A 20,209-nucleotide genomic window follows, 5' to 3' on the forward strand; every position below is an offset into this window, starting at 1 on the left:
TCATTGGTCGATCAATCCTTTGGTATAATCGATAGGCAAAGTGATCACAATACCCGTATCTTTCTTTGATAAATCGCCAACGATTCGTTCGATACATGTGATTGCTTTGTCTCTTTCTTCATCATCATGCACCACAACGAGTAAAGTCTGGTTCCGATCACCGTCATCTCCAAATTCAGCAAATCTTGCAAAAAATGGAGTATAGTGTGCCATAATATGAGCCATTCCTTTACTTTCTATTACGGTAGCCCCTTTTATTTTTTCCTCGTAAAATTCATCGAGGATTTCCCCCATAAGATTGGGGTCGTTAATAATGGCTATCAGTAGCTTCAAGTTAATTCCTCCTGTATTTGAGTGATGTTTTTTTGTCATATATACCACTATATCACTGACGATGGGTGCCTGTCACCCGTCGGTATATGTCGAAAAAAGTGTCATACTATCCGAAAAGGTTAGTACGACACTTTTTTACTGTGTTTTATGAGCAGGTATTTTACCTGTTAGGGTTTTTGCTTCTTTAGCAAGCATTGGTTCTGTCACGTTTTTTCTTAAATACTGAACGAAAGGTCCTATACAAAAAGCAGAGATTACTGTTGCAATACCAACTGTTGCACCGAGTGAGAAACCAACGACAACACAAGTGATATCGGTAATCACTCGAGCATAGGCAAAAGATATTTTGTTGTTGGTGACTTTCTTTATCACGAAAGCTAATGAATCATATGGGGCCATCCCCAATTCTGGTGTAATGTAAAGTGCCACTCCTAAACTAATAACGAGAACAGCCAGTGTCATCATAGTCATTCGTATGGGGAGCACGGACAGATCACCAAAGTATTGGAGAAAATGATAGACAAAGAAGTCGGAGATAAAACCAATACCAACCATATTTACAATTGTACCAAGCCCAATTAACTCTTTATAAAAAAGAAGGACAATAACGAATAAAATTGCATTCCATCCTAGTTGATAGATTGCAAATGACACATCAAGGAATCCACTAACCCCTAAGTTCATGGTTGAAAATGGATCAGTCCCCAGCATACTGATACGTAGCAAAGCTACTGCTAACCCTATAAATAAATTTCCTAATAACATCATACTTACGCGACGGCGAGTTAATTTTTGCAATTGTTATACCTCCTCGATGCTTCGCCCTAATCTCTCCTACTTGTTCTTCTTTATTAACCTATGAAGAATAGTATACAGAAAAATGAAAGAAATCGATAGATTTTTTTGACGAAAGTCTTAGCTCTGATGTACCTGAAGCTATGAAAAAAGGGAGGGAAAAAATTGCGGTTATCCATAAAAGGGTTTACATTTAATAGGAAGAAAAAATTCGAGGAGGAATATCATGATAAAATTTCCAAAACCAACAGTGGAGCAGTTTTTTCGTACATATGTCATTACAGATTTTACGGTAAGCGTGGATGAAAAGCACTTATTATTTAGTTCGAATATGGATGGGAAGATGAATTTGTGGGGAATGGATTTGCCGAACACAGCACCTTATTTGTTTGCGCATCATGATGAATCAGTCAATTTTATCAAATTCGATCCAAACAATCACTATGTTTTAGCTGGTTATGATAAAGATGGCGATGAAAATTATCAGATTTATGCACTCCCTAGCGAGGGAGGGCTTCCACAACCCTTTATTACTGGTGAATCGGAAGAGAAGTATTATTTTACTCATCTAAGTGAAGATGGTGAGCGCGTGTACTATATGACGTCAAAAGATAACCCATCCTTCTTAAATGCCCGTATGCGCAATCTTGTTGATGGTAAAGATATTTTAATTCATGAAGGAGAGATTTCACCGACAGAATTAGCAGCAGTATCTGAAGATGAAACGGCTTTTGTGTATTTACGCATGTTCGCGAATACGTATTCGATTGGTTTTGTGCAAGTTGGAGAAGAAAATTACCCATTAACTCCAGACCCAGAAAAAGTTCATGTGACCTTCGAACTACATTTATTGACCAAGATACCATTTATTTTATCACGAATTATGATAGTGAATATAATTATCTTGCTCAGTTTGATCTGAAGCTAAAAAAATTCTCGCCTGTTTTGACTATTGCCAACGAGAGCATTCAAGTGATTAAACATGATAAGGAGAATCAAGCACTTTACCTCGTTACAGAAAAAGGAGTAGAGGATATTTTATATCGTTATGATCTCGCATCTAGTGAGTTATTAAAAACCGGTACTCCTGTCGATGTGATTGAGAAATTACACATTGCCAAGTCTGGAACTCTATATTTGTTAGGAAGAAGCGGAACCGTCCCATTAAATCTATTTCAATCAATAGGAGCTGGGGAATGGAAACAATTGACGAATAATCGTGTACTTGGTTTAAATAGTACGGATATGGTCGAGCCAGACGTTGTCGCCTATACTTCTTTTGATGGACTAGAAATTGAATCGCTGTTATTTAAAGCGAAACCAGAATATGATAATGGTTATACCATTTTATGGCCACATGGGGGACCGCAAGCTTCAGAAAGGAAAATGTTTCGCTCGATGTTCCAAGCATTCTTAAATCGCGGTTACACCATTTTTGCCCCAAATTTCCGAGGTAGTACAGGGTATGGATCATCGTTCGTGAAGATGGTCGAGCAAGATTGGGGAGAAGGTCCACGGTTAGATAATATCGCTGCGATTGAATGGTTATTTGAAAAAAACATTTCTAGTCCAGAAAAGTTATTTTTGGTAGGTGGTAGCTATGGTGGGTACATGGCGCTTCTACTACATGGTCGACATCCCGAATATTTCAAGGCGGTAATTGATATTTTTGGTCCGTCAGATTTATTTACGTTTGTTAATTCTGTTCCACCGCACTGGAAACCAATTATGGAAAGATGGTTAGGTGATCCAGAACGAGATAAAGAACGTTTCATTAAAGATTCACCGGTTACTTATTTGGATGGAATGACCAAACCAATGCTTGTAATTCAGGGAGCAAAAGATCCACGTGTAGTAAAAGAAGAATCTGATCAAATCGTCGCAAAGCTAAGAGATAAGGGCAGAGATGTTGAATACTTAGTGTTAGATGATGAAGGTCATGGATTTTCCAAAAAAGAAAACGAGATTAAAGTATATAGCTTAATGTTGGATTTCTTGGAGAAACACCAATAATCGATGAAAAAAAGAGCGCTGTGCCGCATAGGTGCAGCGCTCTTTTTTCTATAGTATAGGAAAGCATTTTTTTGCTGTACCAAAGGTTAGAGCCTTTATTTGTTATGAAAATAACCACGCGCGGAATGTTTTAGAATGGAGTAGTGGTACATGAAGAAAATAATTGGCTCAATATAATTGCATAACAAAAATAATAGTACCTCATAATAGTGAAAGAGGTGATGTATATGCAAAATGATGAAGGTATTGTTGTCGAGGAACTAAACACATTACTAAGAGGAACGTATATGGGAATTCGTACGTTGGAACATTATATCCAAAAAACAGACAATCAACAATTGAAGCAACAATTTCAAAGAATGCAACAAGAAGAAAAACAAAACGCTAATAAGTTGGCAGAGCGAATTCAGAATTTAAATGGAGCACCAGCCGATAGTGAGGGGTTCACAGGAGCAATACACAGCTATATGCATAAATGGACTACCCCTAAAGAATCAAAAGAAATGATTGAACAAGCAATAAAAGGGATGGACAACTATGGGGTAGCATATGCAGAAGAAGTGGTTAAAGGTGATATTGACCCTGAAAGTAAACGAATTGTAGAAGAAGTAATTAACACAAATCGCAATCATGCAGATCAGCTGAAACAAATACAATTTTAGGTAAACGATGGAAAGATCACCATCCAGCAGTGCTGGTTGTGATCTTTTCTTATCTTAGATGAATCACCAATTCTGCCTAAAAAAATTAAAAGTACTTGAAACTCCTCATGTATTAGTGTACTATCTAATTAGTACACTAATACATGAGGAGTTGTTTGATTATGACCCAACCGTTTATCGGATTACTAAGAAAAGATTATCGATTATTAAGAGCAGACCTATTGGTTTCATTTATTATTATGATGTTAGCTTTAGGTTTTGGAATTGTTGCATCTTTTTATACAGCCGAACCAGCTGGTACGATATTCATCTTAATCATGGCAAGTTTCGCAATGGTTGGATTTATTCCAATAATGATGCTTTCTATTTTATTAAAAGAAGGGAAAAACCAGTTGTGGCTATATAGTCCACGATCAAGCTATACGTTGTTCTTTTCAAAATTATTATTATGTATTGTTTTTCAAGTTATTTATCAGTTTATCTTGATTGGTTATTTTGCTTTTTCGATGTATTCGTTTGGAGGAGAAGTATATCAACAGTTGGATCTGCAAGTATTTCTTACAATGGTAACTTTTGTTTTTTTTCTTCTCATCTTTTATGGTCTTTATTTAACTTGTTGGGTTCTGTTTTATTGGACGCTTTACCACTCCTTAAATCGGTATCCTAGAATTCGATCGTTACGTTGGCTCATCATCGCATTGATTTATTTTACTTATAATATACTTGAGGTCTTATCCATTCGATTTGAATCTGTTCGTCAATTTATCTTTCGCTACCGTTTCAACATCCAGTTCATGCCGCAGGTGAATTATGATGGCGCAACTTGGAATGTATATTTTGATGATTTCGTGGGCATCCCGATCATTCCAGCCTTTTACTATGTTTTCTTAACCTGCTTCTTGTTTTATCTCTCAGCGAGATTGTTGACCAAGAAGGTAGAGGTGTAAATATGTCGAAAGAATTTCAGTCATCCAAGCCGATATATATGCAAATTGTCGATAGCATCGTGATAGATATTTTACAAAATAAACAAAAGCCAGCAGAGAAATTACCATCCGTTCGAGAAATGGCTGTGAAAATGGGTGTGAATCCGAATACAATCCAACGTGCTTATGGTGAACTAGAGAGGATGAATGTTGTGGAGACGAGGAGAGGGCAAGGTACGTTTGTGTTAGACAATGCCACATTATTAGATGAGCTAAAAACATCAATGCAAAAAGAGATCATTGAGAATTATGTGGAACAGATGTTGGAGATCGGTGTATCAAACAAAGATATGATTGAACAATTACAAAATTATCTAGAAGGGTGTGAATAAAATGACGATTGCATTAAGGCAGGTTACGAAAAAATACGGAAGAGAATTCGCACTTAAAGAGGTTGATCTTCATCTGGAAAAAGGAAAGATTTATGGGTTGGTTGGACCAAATGGTAGTGGAAAATCTACAGCACTAAAAATGATGACAGGACTGGTTTTTCCAGATGGTGGTGACGTCACTTTGAATGGTATAAATGTTACGCGAAAAACAACGGCAGATGTAGCTTATTTAACAGAGTTAGATATGTTTTACGAGTCATTTACTGTACAAGAGACAGTAGACTTTGTAGCAAGTCAGTTTGCTAATTTTAATAAAAACAAAGCAAATGAACTTATAAACCAGTTAAAGCTAGATCCAAAGAAGAAAGTAAAATCATTATCAAAGGGTAATCGTGGTCGATTAAAATTAGTCACGGCGTTGGCGCGCGATGCCGAGGTCATCTTATTGGATGAACCATTTTCAGGCTTAGACCCAATGGTCCGTGAAGCGACAGTGAAAAGTTTACTTCAATATGTTCAGCTTGATAAACAAATACTAGTGATCGCTACACATGAAATCAATGAAATAGAGCCATTATTGGATCAAGTGATTGCGCTATATTATGGTGATATTATCGGGAAAGAGGATGTAGAAGTACTTCGTGAGGAACATGGGACATCGGTATTAGAATGGTTCAAAAATATTGTACATCAGAAAGAGGAGGGAGCGTTATGACAACCGTACTCTCGATAGAAAACGTGAGTAAAACAATGGGCAAGAAAAAGATTATTGATGACATTAGTCTAACGATTCAAGAGGGAGAAGTATTTGGATTGTTAGGTCCCAATGGTGCTGGAAAAACGACTACGATTCGAATGATCGTTGGATTAATGAAAATGACCAGTGGAGACATCGTAATTTGCGGAAATAGTATTAGAAAAGATTTTGAGCAAGCAATCAAGCACGTTGGTGCAATTGTGGAGAATCCAGAAATGTATCAACATTTAACGGGTTATCAAAACCTTGTTCAATATGGAAGAATGCATAAACAAGTCAGTAAAGAAAAACTGAAGGAGACGATTGAGTTAGTTCGTTTAGGTGATCGGATTAACGACAAGGTAAAAACTTATTCGTTAGGAATGAAACAAAGACTTGGCCTCGCTCAAGCCTTATTACATGAACCCAAATTATTGATTTTGGATGAACCTACGAACGGACTAGACCCCGCAGGAATCCGAGAGATGCGTGATCATCTACGTTTTTTAGCAAAAGAAAAACAGTTAAGTATTGTTGTTTCTAGTCATCTGTTATCTGAGATGGAGATGATGTGTGATCGAATTGCTATCATTCAACAGGGAAAATTAATTGCTGTTCATGACATCCATGAAGATACTACTTACGACCAACCAGCCTATTCATTTGAAACAGGCTCTCTTGATAGTGCGTGGGTATGGCTAGAAGAAAAATGGAAAGTAGAACGTAATGAAGAAGGATTTATTGTACATGCAACAAAAGAAAAAATTGCAAAACTAGTAAAAGAATTATCAAATTCAGATATTGATATATACGGTATTAAAAAGATAACCAGAACATTGGAAGATCGCTTTTTAGAAATAACCAAGCAACAAGGAGGGAAGGAAAATGTTTCGACTAATTCAAAATGAATGGGGAAAAATCTTTCGTAAAAAAGCTACTTTCATTATGATCGGCTTTCTTATTATAGCGGTGATTGGCTTTGGAGGTATATTGAAATATCTTGAACCTGAACAAGAGCAAGTGGAGCATCCAACGGATTGGCAAGCGGAATTACAAGCTCAAATTGATTTTGATCAAGAGCAATTAGGAATGTATTCGAATGCCAGAATGGATATGGTATATAAACGAAATATCGCGATTAATACGTATCGTATTGAACAAAATCTCCCGCCTAATCCAGAGGTACATGTCTGGGCATTTGTAGAAGAAGTGAAATTTCTTTTAAGTTTTGCTGGATTATTTACAATTATTGTTGCAGCTGGAATTGTTTCTAGTGAATTTTCTTCGGGGACTATTAAATTATTATTAATTCGTCCAATCAGTCGTGTAAAAATATTGTTATCAAAATACACGACATCGCTTCTATTTGGTCTTTTTCTCATTGGTATCATCTATTTTGTTGCTAGTGTAATAGGATTTATCCTATTTGGATCTCCTTCCTCAGAAGCAGTTCATTTAGCATACCGAAATGGGACTGTTGTGGAACAAAGCATGCCAATTCAACTGATCAGCGACTATTTACTAAATTCAATCAATCTGTTAATGGTTGCGACAATGGCCTTTATGATTTCAGCCGTTTTTCGTAGTAACTCGTTTGCCCTAGCGATTGCGCTTTTCCTTTATCTAATGGGAGGTAATATTACAATGCTTGTAGCGAGTAGATTTGATTGGGCACAATATATTCTTTTTGCCAATACGGATTTAACTGTTTACACGGATGGTGTGCCCCCAGTAGAAGGGATGACATTGGCATTTTCCATTGGGATTTTACTAATATACTTTCTATTCTTTCATTTTCTAGCGTTTGGTGTTTTTCAAAAACGTGATGTTGTTGCTTGAAGTAAGAATAAAGAACAGGCAGGATCTATACTTAGATCTTGCCTGCCTTTTTTTCTTGCACTTAATAATTAGCAATCTTTTTTCACGGTCTCCTAAGACGCCATTACTTCAGCAATCACTTTCATTTCTTCATGTTCAAGCATATTTTTTTCGACAATTTTAGTTACTTCTTTGTTCATATTGTCGCAAAGGTCTTTTGCTTCTTCTTTATCACCAACAATGTATATTTTTTGCCACTGATTGTCCTTTGAAAGCTTGTCTAATTTTGAAGCAAGGCTTTTGTACCAACGATATCGATTTGCTTCGAACCGTGATTCAAATTGGTCTTGCTTCGTACTTTTACCTCCAGCTCCCATTGTTACTTGTGCACGATGAGGGCCAGTATGTTGGCGCCAATCTTCTGTTTCTAAGTCTAACTCATATAATTGGGTATCCTTAAGTATGCCAAGTTCTGTATCCATTGTTTTAATCGCTTCTTTTTGCGTTAAAATGATACCAGTTTTAGGGAATTTGTGATAGATTTCTTTTAGCTGATCAACTTTTGCAGTTTCTTCCCAATAAAAATTACTTTCTACAGGGATTTGAAAAATTTCAGCAAACCATATGGAATCATCAGGAGTTGCAAAGATAACGATGCTCTTTTTCAACTTTAATTCATTTTCATGAACGAAGCGTTCTACTTTTTCTTTTACCTTTTTGAAGTTACGTTTTTCCTCCCGATCGTTATCTTTTTTTAGATAGTTCTCAAAGCTATTTAATCCGTTTTTTAATTGAATTTTCCATTCTCCTCCTTGCTGATCAGGATCAGCAGGATCTGTATTTAAATACATGCTGAAAACACGTTCTGGCTTTTCTAGATGGACACTTTCTAACTTTTTAATTTCCTTATTTATATCCATAGTGATGCATCTACTCCTTTAGCATAAGTATTTTCTAGCTTATTAGTTATCTAACCTAAATGTGAGAAATTAAAACATCTGATAGGAAATTTCTTATCAAAAATTTTATCCCGGAGCAAACGTTCGTAAGACTCCCACTGATTGAAGTTACACTTTATCTATCGAAAAAATTTTGCTGAAGTAGGATTAGTAGTATCTCATACGAAGAGAGAGGGATTAGGGTACTTGTTCATCGCAGGAATCGGAGCATAGCAAAAAGTGAATGAACGCGCGGGTTCTATAAACCTATAAATGTATGGATTAATCTAAAAGCGGAAGACGTTTCCTAAGGGGAAGTCTTCCGCTTCATATATCATTGTGTAAACAACTGTAGAAACGTTCTTGAAGAATCAGAGAAAAAACAGATCTTGGCACTCTTAATACAATCCACCATATTTCAAGAATGTAAAAATCTGTAACTGGTATCCATTTGACCTTATCTCTTATTACTTTTCGGGTCAAAAGCATCACGTAATCCATCTCCAATAAAATTAATCGATAAGACGGTTAGAAATATCCCCAGTCCAGGTGGGATCCACGCTTCCGGATGATTCCTTAAAATACGAATATTTTGTGCTTCTGACAACATATTTCCCCATGTTGGGGTAGGCTGTGGAATGCCCATTCCAATAAAACTTAAACCAGACTCAATGATAATCATTTGTGCCATCATTAACGTCGCGTTCACGATAATAGGTCCGATCGCATTTGGAATGAAATGTCGGAAAATAATGCGGAAATCGGATGCACCGATGGCTCGAGCGCCTAAGACGAATTCTTGTTCGCGAAGCGAAAGGAAGGTCCCTCGAATAATTCGTGTTAAATTGGGCCAGATGGTTAAAGCAATAATACAAACAAATAAAGCGGTGGTAATCGTTGGCACCAAAGCAATAATCGTTAATGCAAGTACAAGAAATGGGAGCGCCAATACCAAATCAGTGAAACGCATAATCAAACTATCAACTTTTCCACCATAATAACCAGAAATGGAACCTAAAGTGACACCGATTATTAAAGTGAAGAGCATCGCACTAAATCCGACAATTAAGGAGATGCGTGAACCATATAACAAACGAGCGAAGTTGTCACGTCCAGAACCATCTGTTCCGAGAATATGTTCACTACTTGGTCCATTTTCAATTTTCATCAAATCACTTTTGGTTGGATCAAGATCGGTTAATAATGGTGCAAAAATAGAAGCAAGAATAATAGTCAACAAAACAACGATACCTAATACGGCTAATTTATTATTTAGAAATCTACGTAAAGCTAGTTGAAAAGGACTTTTACTATTACTAGATCTAGCGTTTTGATCCAAGGGTGGTTGCGGTGATACTGGATCAATTTCTGTTGCCCCTTGTGGACTAGGTTGCATACACATACACCTCAATCATAACGAATTCTCGGATCTACAACACAATAGAATATATCGGCGAGTAAATTACCGACAAGTATGAATACGCCAAATAATAAGTTTATCGACATGATTACCGGATAATCCCGATTGGTTATCGATTGTAAAAAAAGCGTACCAAGACCCGGAAAATTAAAGACTTGTTCTGTAATGACAGCACCACTGACTAGCACACCGAACTCAATTCCCATTAATGTGATGATAGGGATTAACGCATTTCTTAACGTGTGTTTATAAAGAACGTTATTGCTACTCATGCCTTTTGCTTTAGCTGTTCGAATATAGTCACTTCCAAGTACGTCAAGAACCTCTGAACGCATGTAACGCATATAAGTTGCTGTACCAGCCAAACCAAGTGTAATCCCTGGTAACACGAGGTGGTGTAAACGATCTATTAGTTCTGCAAATCCAGTAACATCATTACTAGATACGGTACCTTGTGATGGGAACCAACCAAAATGAATCGCGAAGATATAAATAGCAATTAAACCAAAAAAGAAATTGGGAATAGCAAGGCCCAAAAAACCAAAACCTGTCGTTGCATAATCCAGTATTGAGTATGGTTTTTTGGCTGAATAGATCCCAATCGGAATCGAGACGACTAATGTAATGGTTAATGAAAATAGTCCTAAGTATAACGTATTCGCAAATCGTTGACTAATTAATTCTAGCACAGACCTACCATTATAATAAATCGAGTTACCAAAGTCCCCCTGTAAGATATTTTTCATCCAATTCATATATTGAACAGGATAGGGATCATTGAGTCCAAGCGCCTCTCGTTGCTGTTGATAGACTTCGGGATTAACGGTTGGATCTAACATTCTGCCTGTAAAAGGATCTCCTGGTGCAGCCTGAGCAAGTGCGAAGACCATTACCGTTAAGGCAAATAACATCGGGATAAAAACTAATATTCTACGAATAATATATTTATACATGATTGACTTCCTCCCTGTTTAAAAAGGGGTGGGTATGTGATATCACATACCCATAAATATCGTTTTATGATTTTATTCTTCAATCCACCATTCATGTGGATTGTTTATAAATGAATATGGTAGCGGATCTACGCCATTTAAACGGTCATTATATGCATACAGCTTGTTTTGTGCATAAAGGATCACGGCAGGTAAGTCTTCAGTAAATAGATTTTGCCAATCGTGGTAGACTGCTGTACGATAGTCTTGTTCAAAAGCTTCCGGAGCAGCTAATGCTTTTTGTAATAATTCAACCGATTCTGGATTGTTCCAACGAGAGAAGTTGTAAGCAGCCGTCGTGTTCCATAATCCAGATGGATCAGGATCGGTACTTGATAAGCTCCAGCCGATTAGATAAAGATCCATGTCGTTATCGTCATTTTCCAGTTCTTCAGCATACGCACTAAATTCCTTTGGTTGTCGTAGGTTAATGTTGATACCTACTTCTTGTAAATTCTCTTGAATAATTGGAGCAGAACGTTCGCGTAATTCATTACCTTGTGGATAATCAAGATTTAGCACCCATTCTTCTCCATCAGGTGTTTCGCGGAATCCGTCTCCCGTTACATCTACATAACCTGCTTCGTCCAAAAGGGCCATAGCAGCTTCTGGATTGTATTCATTTTGATTCACATCATCTGTATAAGCCCAGAATTGTGGTGCAATTGGTGAGTTAATCACTTCCCCACGACCATACAATAGTCCATTCACAAAACCAGGTCGATTGATTGCTTGAGCAATCGCTTGACGAACTAATGGATCAGCCACCTTTTCATTTTCAACCCAATTATCAGGATCAATTACGCCATTTTCGACATCCTCGCTTGTGCGGTGGTTTAATTTAAAGCCCATTAGTTGGTAGCCGAAATCAGCTTGTTCTACAATCGTTATATTTCCAAAACCTTCTACTGTTTCATAATCTGCAGCTGCGATACCTTCAGGATCAGCAATAAAATCTACCTCTCCTGTTTGTAACAATCCTGTCATTACCGAATGATTCACTACACGCCAAACGATTTCATCAATTTTTGGTTGGCCTTGCCAGTAATTCTCGTAACTGGTTAGTATATATTGTTCGCGTTCTACCATGTCCGTAAAAGCAAAAGGACCTGTACCAATAACTTCGCCTGGATCTAGTGTTGCGGAAGCGGATGGCATATCTGCTACTGCTATATCACTAAAAATGTGCTCTGGTATAATAGAAAAACTAGAATAATATAGTGGATTCACATTTGGTGCTTCAAAATGAAACGTTACTGTGTGATCGTCATCTGCTGTAACACCAACAAATTCATCCGTTTCTCCACTGCTGTATGCTTCGTAACCGAGTAATGGTTCAACGAAATTGGTTCGAACTCCTCCTGCTGGTCCATACTCAGGGTCAGCGATGGTTTTGTAGGTGAAGACAACATCATGTGCTGTAAATGGTTCACCATCATGCCACGTCACATCTTCTTCTAAAAAGAAGGTTATTTCCGTTTGATCTTCATTGGTTTCCCAATCTTTTGCTAATTGTGGGATAAATTCTAGATTGTTATTTTGACTAACTAGAGCTTCGTGTGTAAAAGATAAAATATTATTCTCGTAAGTTTCGGTATAAAAAATAGGGTTAAATAAACCTGTTGGAGCCGAATGAATTGCTCCGGTTAGCCTGCTTGTCGATGGTTCATTATCTTGTGGATCTTCTGTTTCCACAGGATCGTTATTATTATCAGCTGTCGTTTCCTCCTCTTCATCATTTCCACAAGCTACGAGTAAAGTACTAAATAGGAGAATGAAGAGCATCATCCACCAATACTTCTTGTTTTTCATACGATTTCCCCCTCTTAAAATGAGATCAAATTTTTTCGAAAACCCGTGTTCCGCAATGGATAAAAAAGCATCACCTCCTAAAATTTATCCCGGAGCAACCGTCCGTAAGACTCCCACTTCAAAACAACGAGAATATCAAGATGTTTAAGTGGGAGTAACGGACGCTAGCACCCCGAATGGTTCAACTAACAATCAGTGGGAATACCTAAAAAACCCCACTGATTGAAGTTTCACTTTATTGATGGATAATTAAAACTAATTATCTATCATATAAATGACAAGCAACAAAGTGCCCGTTTTTCTTTTCTAACAACTCAGGTCGATCTACTTTGCACCGATCATGTGCCATTGGACATCTCGTGCGAAATGCACAACCTGAAGGTGGATCAGACGGACTTGGTAAATCTCCTTTTAAAATAATCTTCTCCCTTTTGTGATCAATATCTGTGATTGGAACTGAAGAGAGGAGTGCTTGTGTGTATGGATGTAATGGATTATCATAAATCGCTTCTTTCGGAGCAATCTCTGCAATTCGTCCTAAATACATGACAGCTACTCGATCGCTTATATGTTTTACAACACTAAGGTCGTGGGCAATAAAAAGATAAGTAAGGTTTAATTCGTCTTGTAAATCAGCCATCAAGTTTAATACTTGTGCTTGAATAGACACATCTAATGCAGATACTGGCTCATCTCCAATAACGAACTTTGGCGAAATGGCAAGCGCACGAGCAATGCTAATCCGTTGTCGTTGACCCCCTGAAAATTCATGAGGGTATTTCGCTCTGTCGTCCGCTCTCAGTCCCACTTTTTCCAGCATAGAAATTGCTTTTTCTTTTCGTTCGACTTTTGATAAATTTGTTTGAATGAGTAATGGTTCTTCAATTAGTTGACCAACGCTCATTTTTGAATTTAATGATGCAAACGGATCTTGAAAGACGATTTGCATATCACGTCGATAGTTTCGTAGTTTTTCGTTCGATAAATTGGTAATATCTTGATTATCAAAATAAATCTTACCTTCAGTGGGAGCTAATAGTCTTATGATCATCCGACCAAGTGTAGATTTTCCAGAACCAGATTCACCTACAACTCCGAGTGTTTCTCCTTTTTTTATGGCCAAAGATACATCATCAACTGCCTTTACATGTCCAATAGTATGTTTGAGGATCCCTCCTTTAATGGGGAAATATTTTTTTATATTTTCCACCCGTACCAATGTATCTTGATCTACTGAGGTGATTGAACGCGATTTTTCTTCCAACGTTGTTGCCATGATTAGCCTCCTTTACTTTTCTTCTTCCTCGTATAAAAAACATCGAACACCATGCCCTGAATCATCGGAAAGAATGTCCGGGTTTGTCTTGATACACTTCTCCATCACATGAGGACAGCGGGTGGAAAATCGGCATCCTTCAGGAAAATTATCCGCAGCGGGAACCGTTCCTTTGATCGTTCCTAATCGGTCTGAACTCTGGTCAAGACTAGGCAAACTTTCTAGTAATCCATTGGTATAAGGATGTTTTGCCGATTTGAACAATTGTCGTTTTGTTCCTTGTTCAACAATTTGCCCACCATACATAACAAGAACGCGATCCGCATATTCAGCGACTACACCGAGATCATGCGTGATCAGAAGTACCGCCATATTAAACTTTTTTTTCATTTCATTTATTAGATCAAGGATTTGTGCTTGGATGGTAACATCTAATGCTGTTGTTGGTTCATCAGCAATTAATAGTTTTGGTTCGCAAGAGATAGCGATGGCAATCATTACACGTTGTCGCATGCCACCTGAGAGTTGGTGAGGGTATTCTTTCATGGTTGCTTCAGCACGGGGGAAACCAACTGTTTTTAGTAATTCTATTGCTTGTTTTCTAGCATCTTTTTTTGATATTTTCTTGTGTTTGCGTAATACTTCAATGATTTGATTACCTATTGTATATACCGGATTTAATGCCGTCATGGGTTCCTGAAAGATCATACCAACTTCTTTGCCTCGAATTTTTGTCATTTTTCGATTAGACAGTTGAACAAGCTCTCTACCTTCTAGTTGAATGGATCCATTAACAATCTTTCCAGGTTTGTCAATAAGTTGCATAATCGACAATGAAGTAATACTTTTCCCGCTGCCAGATTCTCCTACTAATGCAACTGTTTCACCAGGGTGAATAGAGAAATTCACACGATCAACCGCTTTAGCAATGTTACTATTTTCTAAATAAAAATAAGTTTTCAAATCTTCTACTGATAACACAGCAGGATTGGTCATGGTTACACCGCCTTTATAGAATATTTTTTCACGTGATAATTACGTTATCTTTATTAACATCTATTAAATTATTTGAATAGTAAAAAAATTCCGAAGAAAGATTTAACTATTATATTGATTTTGAAATGAATTTGGAAATAGGAAGCTTACATCTACAGGCTTACTGTCATGTTTTTTAATATTTTACTAATTTAAATCAAAAAAATTACATTTATTTTAAATTTATTTTATGTTACCTTTTATCACGTGGTAAAGTCATTAAGCCTGTAAGATAACATAACAGACTTATTGTGATCTTGGTGAAAATCATGTCATGATAGAAGTGTGTTTTTTACGAATGCGTGTTGGTAATTGTTTTAAGATATGCATGTAATTGAAAATAGATGTTATTAGAATGTTAGAAAGGATGAATAAGATGGAGATAAAAACTATCGCCATTATTGGCATGGGCGCTTTGGGCGTGATGTATGCAGATCACTTTTCTAAAAAGTTACCGGAAAAATCTGTTCGTGTTATCGCTGATCAAACAAGAATTGAACGTTATCAAAAAGAAGGTATTTACAGTAATGGAGAGCCTTGTTATTTTCATTTTGTAACACCAGAAGAGACAATGCCCCCAGCTGACCTAGTTATCTTTACTGTGAAGTACCGTGCATTACCAGAAGCAATGAAAGCAGTAAAAAATCAGGTTGGAAAGCAAACAATTCTTATGTCTGCTTTAAATGGTATCTCAAGTGAAAAAGACATCGGAGAAGTTTTTGGTATGGATAAAGTACTCTATTGTGTTGCTCAAGGAATGGATGCAGTAAAAGAAAAAAATCAGTTGATTTATGCAAATAAAGGAAGATTATGTTTTGGTGAAAAAAAGATGGAGAAGCCTACAGGAAAAGTAACAGCGGTAGCAAATTTTTTCGATCGAGTAAAGCTCCCTTACGAAGTTGATCATGATATGAAAAAGCGTCAATGGGGAAAGTTAATGTTAAATGTTGGCCTGAATCAAACAGTTGCTGTCTATGAAACGGATTATGGTGGTGTGCAGGAGAATGGCAAGGCTCGTGATACGATGATTGCTGCGATGCGTGAAGTGATTGAGTTGTCTATACATGAGGGAGTTGAGCTTAATGAGGAGGATTTATCCTATTGGTTGAATGATTTAGCGAAGTTACATCCCAGAGGAAAACCATCCATGCGTCAAGATGCCGAAGCAAAAAGGTATAGTGAAGTAGAGCTCTTTAGTGGAACAATAAATAGGCTTGGCAAACATTATGGAGTAAAAACACCAGTGAATGAATATCTGTATCAAACGATTATTTCCATGGAAGAGAAGTATGAAAAACTCCCACAGGAAAATTGATCCGGAGTAACCGTCCGTAAGACTCCCACTTCAAAACAACGAGAATAACAAGTTGTTTAAGTGGGCGTAACGGACGCTAGCACCCCGAATGGTTCAAGGACCTTAGGGTTATCCTTTAGAAGTTTCACTTTATCATTTCAATTTGGAGGAAACAAACAAAAAGCTTGCTTATCATGATTTTTTGTGGCAAAGTAAAAAGAGTAAAAATTAAATAGTTATTTCAGTGTAGGGGGACCGGTGTTGCCGGTTGAGATCGTATCCAGTTAGATACAGACCCTTAGAACCTGATCTGGTTTAAACCAGCGTAGGGAACATATCAAATCACGAACATATTCGGATGATGTATGCGCTCTAGGCTTAGCCTAGGCGTTTTTTGTATGTTTTGTGATGGGAAATGTTCCTCCAAAAAATATAAGGGGGATTTTTTTATGAAAAAAAATAGTTTGCTTTGGTTAGTAATGTTGTTGTTCGTAATAACAGCTTGTGGTAACGCAGAAGGGATAAATCAAACGGAGGGAATGGAATCTGTATCCATTGTGCTAGATTGGACACCTAACACCAACCATACAGGTTTATACGTAGCCGAAGCGAAAGGATATTTTGAAGAAGAGGGTCTTGACGTAGATATTATTTTACCAGGAGAGTCAGGGGCAGATCAGTTTGTAGCTTCTGGACAAGCGGATTTCGGCATTAGCTCTCAGCAAGCGGTTACGGAAGCAAGAATACAAGATATTCCGCTTGTTTCTGTTGCAGCTATTATCCAGAATAATACGTCTGGCTTTGCTTCACCAGTCGATAAAGGTATTAGTTCTCCTGCTGATTATGCTAATCGAACATATGGTGGTTATGGAGCGCCAATTGAATCAGCTTTCCTTGGGGCGTTAATGGAAGAAGAGAATGCCAGTGTAGATGATGTAGAAATTATGAATATTGGTAATACAGACTTTTTCACTGCATTTGAGCGGGATGTGGATTTTATATGGATCTATTATGGATGGACCGGTATTGAAGCAGAGGTTCGGGGGATAGAACTAAAGGTACAATATTTAAACGAGTATTCGGAGGAACTTGATTATCATACACCTGTTATTACAACGAATGAAAGAATGATTAAGGATAAATCAGAAGTAATTAAACGGTTTTTAAGCGCAGTATCAAAAGGATATCAGGATGCTATTACGAAACCTGAAGAATCAGCAAGCCTATTATTAGATGCTGTTCCTGATTTAGATGCAGATCTTGTTCATGCCAGTCAAGTATGGTTAGCAGATAAATACCAAGCAGATGCCGAACAGTGGGGAATTCAATCAGAAACAGTGTGGAACAACTTTGCGAATTGGATGTTGAACAATGACTTGTTAGATGAAGAACTAGATATTCAAGAAGCCTTTACAAATGACTATTTACCTCAATGACAATGATCAAAATAGTACGATCATGGCGTTATTCATAACGGAAGTGTTTATTCGTAGTAACCGGACATAAGGTTCCCACTTCAAAACATCGAGAAAATCCAATTAGTTTAAGTGGGAGCAATGTTAGTTAGTATCTCGAAGAATTCAACGGTTTTTATTCTTTACGGCTAAATCAGCGGGGGAGACCCACCCATTGATTGGAGTTTTACTTTTTTAAAATTACAAAACCACGCCACATCAATAGAAACTTGAACAACGAAATATCGCTTGAACGGAGGGATGAATGTGAATACAAATAAAATGAAAAGAAATCGAATCATTGCAAACCACGGAAGTTCGTTTGTAGTTATTCTATGTATTTTGCTTTTCTGGCAAGCAAGTACTCAAATTTTCACCATTCCAACATGGCTTTTACCTGCCCCTACCGTTATTCTTACTGAAGCGGTAGCCGGTTGGCCGAATTATCAGCACCACCTTATCTCTACAACGAAATTGGCATTATTGGGACTTTTTATTGGTGTTAGTGTTGGCTTGTTGGTCGCAATTGTGCTACATCTATTACCAAAAGTGAAGCGAGCCGTGTATCCGTTGCTTATTTTATCTCAGAATATACCTATTATTGTACTTGCCCCATTATTGGTTATCTGGTTCGGATTTGGTGTAATGCCGAAAGTTATTGTGATTACTTTGGTCTGTTTTTTTCCAATCGTAGTAGCAACATTAGATGGTTTACGTCAAACCAACCCAGAATTGATGCATTATATGCGAATGATTGGTGCATCGAAACAGCAAATTTTTCTAAAACTAGAATTTCTACATGCATTGCCGGCCATTTTTTCTGGTTTGAAAATCTCTGGTACTTATAGTGTGATGGGTGCAGTTATCTCTGAATGGTTAGGGGCGAATCAAGGAATTGGTGTTTATATGACCTTAGCTCAATCTTCGTTTCGTACCGATCGTGTATTTGTAGCTATTGTTTATATCATGATTTTATGTATGATTTTGTTCGTTATTATCCAAACACTTGAAAAAACATGGTTAAAAGGTCGGGAGAAAGGGCGGATGGAGCATGAGTGAATTAACTGTGTCAAATATTGCGAAGTCTTTTGCCAAACAATTAGTATTAGATGACATCACATTTACCATAAATGATGGGGAGTTCGTTTCTTTGCTAGGACCTTCAGGAAGTGGTAAAAGTACATTGTTTCATTTAATTGGAGGAATGTATCGACCAGATCGGGGTGCTTTCTTTTTAGATGGAAAAGAAATAACAGGTAAGCGTGGTGTGATTAGTTACATGCCACAAAGTCCATCCCTATTTCCGTGGAGAAATGTTTTGTCAAATGTTATTTTGGGAGCAGAAATTCATCGGAAAGTAGATAAAGATAAGGCTCGAGAGATGTTAAAAAAAGCAGGGCTCGCAAACTATGAAAATGCTTATCCACATGAATTATCTGGAGGGATGCGACAACGAGTAGCTTTTGTCCGTGCTTTGTTAAGTCCACAAGATTTTATTTGCTTAGATGAACCATTTTCTGCATTGGACGAGTTTACTCGGCTTGATATGCAAACATGGTTATTAGATATCTGGGAGAAAAACCGTAAATCTGTACTGTTTATTACACATAGTATAGAGGAAGCATTGTATTTATCGGACCGAATTATCGTGTTATCTAGTAATCCAGCAAAAATTAAACGGGAATTTGACCTACCATTTCAGCGACCACGAGAGCAAAGTTTATTACTAAGTAAAGATTTCTTTGAATGGAAACGAAAAATATATCAGGAGCTAGAGCAGTTGAAAGTAAATAGTTAGCTTAGCGGTAAATGAATGCTTTTTTTGTTTGCAAGTGCTAAAAGCTGTGGTACTCTAATAGTAATTCTAAGTAGAGCTGTTACAAAATAATTAGGAATATTATTGGAGGCTCAAAATATGACAACTGTTCAACCCTTTTTAATGTTTTCAGGACAAGCAGAAGAAGCAATGCGATTTTATGTTGACACATTTGATCAGGCTGAAATTAATGAATTACACAAGTATGGAATGGGCCAATCAGGAAAAGAAGGGACCGTTCAACAAGGTGTTTTCTCGATTCATGGTCAAACAATTTTATGTATGGATAGTACGCTAGATCAACCATTTACTTTCACTCCGTCATTTTCATTATTTATTACATGTGATCAAGAATCAGAATTAAATCGTGTTTTTGACTCATTAAGTGAAGGTGGAGAAATTTTGATGCCGATGGATCATTATCCATTTAGCAAGAAATTTGGTTGGGTAAATGACCGATTCGGTGTGTCATGGCAACTTAGTTTATAAATTGGAAA

19 protein-coding genes, 1 pseudogene and 1 riboswitch are annotated in these 20,209 nt (G+C 37.2%); of the genes and pseudogenes, 12 read left to right on the plus strand and 8 right to left on the minus strand.

What is annotated here, in order from left to right:
* Both OWO01_RS00200 and OWO01_RS00205 read right to left on the minus strand, forming a co-directional pair.
* The gene (locus tag OWO01_RS00200) at positions 1–333 is read right to left on the minus strand and encodes a hypothetical protein (RefSeq protein ID WP_268778400.1); all 333 of its coding nucleotides are present in this window, start codon (positions 331–333) and stop codon (positions 1–3) included.
* Positions 334–468: 135 nt separating this feature from the next.
* Positions 469–1,131 carry a YczE/YyaS/YitT family protein gene (locus tag OWO01_RS00205; protein WP_268778401.1) on the minus strand — a complete coding sequence of 221 codons (663 nt, stop codon included), beginning with the start codon at positions 1,129–1,131 and terminating at the stop codon, positions 469–471.
* Between the two features lie 223 nt (positions 1,132–1,354).
* On the opposite strand from OWO01_RS00205, the pseudogene OWO01_RS00210 reads away from it, so the two are divergent.
* The 7 genes and pseudogenes from OWO01_RS00210 (at position 1,355) to OWO01_RS00240 (ending at position 7,696) form a co-directional block, all read left to right on the plus strand.
* Positions 1,355–3,141: pseudogene (locus OWO01_RS00210) on the plus strand (S9 family peptidase).
* A 227-nt stretch (positions 3,142–3,368) separates the two neighbouring features.
* Positions 3,369–3,803: a DUF2383 domain-containing protein gene (locus OWO01_RS00215; protein ID WP_268778402.1), complete on the plus strand. Its 435-nt coding sequence runs from the start codon at positions 3,369–3,371 to the stop codon at positions 3,801–3,803.
* Between the two features lie 161 nt (positions 3,804–3,964).
* On the plus strand, positions 3,965–4,750 hold the full coding sequence (locus OWO01_RS00220; RefSeq protein ID WP_268778403.1) for a hypothetical protein: 786 nt from the start codon (positions 3,965–3,967) through the stop codon (positions 4,748–4,750).
* A gap of 2 nt (positions 4,751–4,752) precedes the next feature.
* Complete coding sequence (locus OWO01_RS00225) at positions 4,753–5,121, plus strand: GntR family transcriptional regulator (protein WP_268778404.1); 369 nt, start codon at positions 4,753–4,755, stop codon at positions 5,119–5,121.
* 1 nt (position 5,122) lies between these two features.
* Entirely contained in the window at positions 5,123–5,836 is a 714-nt protein-coding gene (locus tag OWO01_RS00230) for an ABC transporter ATP-binding protein (RefSeq protein ID WP_268778405.1), read from the plus strand.
* Positions 5,833–6,765 carry an ABC transporter ATP-binding protein gene (locus OWO01_RS00235; RefSeq protein WP_268778406.1) on the plus strand — a complete coding sequence of 311 codons (933 nt, stop codon included), beginning with the start codon at positions 5,833–5,835 and terminating at the stop codon, positions 6,763–6,765. The genes OWO01_RS00230 and OWO01_RS00235 overlap by 4 nt, the downstream gene beginning before the upstream one ends.
* Positions 6,743–7,696: an ABC transporter permease gene (locus OWO01_RS00240; protein WP_268778407.1), complete on the plus strand. Its 954-nt coding sequence runs from the start codon at positions 6,743–6,745 to the stop codon at positions 7,694–7,696. The genes OWO01_RS00235 and OWO01_RS00240 overlap by 23 nt, the downstream gene beginning before the upstream one ends.
* A 92-nt stretch (positions 7,697–7,788) precedes the next feature.
* On the opposite strand, the gene OWO01_RS00245 is transcribed toward OWO01_RS00240, so the two are convergent.
* The 6 genes from OWO01_RS00245 to OWO01_RS00270 form a co-directional block, all read right to left on the minus strand.
* On the minus strand, positions 7,789–8,595 hold the full coding sequence (locus OWO01_RS00245) for a VLRF1 family aeRF1-type release factor (RefSeq protein ID WP_268778408.1): 807 nt from the start codon (positions 8,593–8,595) through the stop codon (positions 7,789–7,791).
* 475 nt (positions 8,596–9,070) lie between these two features.
* Positions 9,071–10,009 carry an oligopeptide ABC transporter permease gene (gene opp4C, locus OWO01_RS00250; protein WP_268778409.1) on the minus strand — a complete coding sequence of 313 codons (939 nt, stop codon included), beginning with the start codon at positions 10,007–10,009 and terminating at the stop codon, positions 9,071–9,073.
* Between the two features lie 11 nt (positions 10,010–10,020).
* A complete protein-coding gene (locus OWO01_RS00255; RefSeq protein WP_268778410.1) occupies positions 10,021–10,986 on the minus strand; it encodes an ABC transporter permease in 966 nt (321 codons plus the stop codon).
* Positions 10,987–11,058: 72 nt separating this feature from the next.
* Positions 11,059–12,837 (minus strand): peptide-binding protein, encoded by a 1,779-nt coding sequence (locus tag OWO01_RS00260; RefSeq protein WP_268778411.1) that lies wholly within the window; start codon positions 12,835–12,837, stop codon positions 11,059–11,061.
* Positions 12,838–13,096: 259 nt separating this feature from the next.
* Positions 13,097–14,113: an ABC transporter ATP-binding protein gene (locus OWO01_RS00265; protein WP_272505930.1), complete on the minus strand. Its 1,017-nt coding sequence runs from the start codon at positions 14,111–14,113 to the stop codon at positions 13,097–13,099.
* Positions 14,114–14,125: 12 nt separating this feature from the next.
* Entirely contained in the window at positions 14,126–15,109 is a 984-nt protein-coding gene (locus tag OWO01_RS00270; protein WP_268778412.1) for an ABC transporter ATP-binding protein, read from the minus strand.
* Positions 15,110–15,524: 415 nt separating this feature from the next.
* On the opposite strand from OWO01_RS00270, the gene OWO01_RS00275 reads away from it, so the two are divergent.
* The 5 genes from OWO01_RS00275 to OWO01_RS00295 all read left to right on the plus strand — a co-directional run bounded on the left by OWO01_RS00275 (position 15,525) and on the right by OWO01_RS00295 (position 20,201).
* On the plus strand, positions 15,525–16,463 hold the full coding sequence (locus OWO01_RS00275; protein ID WP_268778413.1) for a ketopantoate reductase family protein: 939 nt from the start codon (positions 15,525–15,527) through the stop codon (positions 16,461–16,463).
* Between the two features lie 217 nt (positions 16,464–16,680).
* Positions 16,681–16,791, plus strand: a riboswitch (TPP riboswitch).
* A gap of 100 nt (positions 16,792–16,891) precedes the next feature.
* Positions 16,892–17,878, plus strand: coding sequence for an ABC transporter substrate-binding protein (locus OWO01_RS00280; RefSeq protein ID WP_268778414.1), 987 nt, complete (start codon positions 16,892–16,894; stop codon positions 17,876–17,878).
* Positions 17,879–18,178: 300 nt separating this feature from the next.
* The gene (locus tag OWO01_RS00285; RefSeq protein ID WP_268778549.1) at positions 18,179–18,955 is read left to right on the plus strand and encodes an ABC transporter permease; all 777 of its coding nucleotides are present in this window, start codon (positions 18,179–18,181) and stop codon (positions 18,953–18,955) included.
* On the plus strand, positions 18,948–19,694 hold the full coding sequence (locus OWO01_RS00290; RefSeq protein ID WP_268778415.1) for an ABC transporter ATP-binding protein: 747 nt from the start codon (positions 18,948–18,950) through the stop codon (positions 19,692–19,694). The genes OWO01_RS00285 and OWO01_RS00290 overlap by 8 nt, the downstream gene beginning before the upstream one ends.
* 117 nt (positions 19,695–19,811) lie before the next feature.
* Positions 19,812–20,201, plus strand: a complete 390-nt coding sequence (locus OWO01_RS00295; protein WP_268778416.1) for a VOC family protein — start codon at positions 19,812–19,814, stop codon at positions 20,199–20,201.
* The last annotated feature ends 8 nt before the right edge of the window (positions 20,202–20,209 follow it).

Source organism: Natronobacillus azotifigens (assembly GCF_026805325.1).
GTDB lineage: Bacteria > Bacillota > Bacilli > Bacillales > Amphibacillaceae > Natronobacillus > Natronobacillus azotifigens.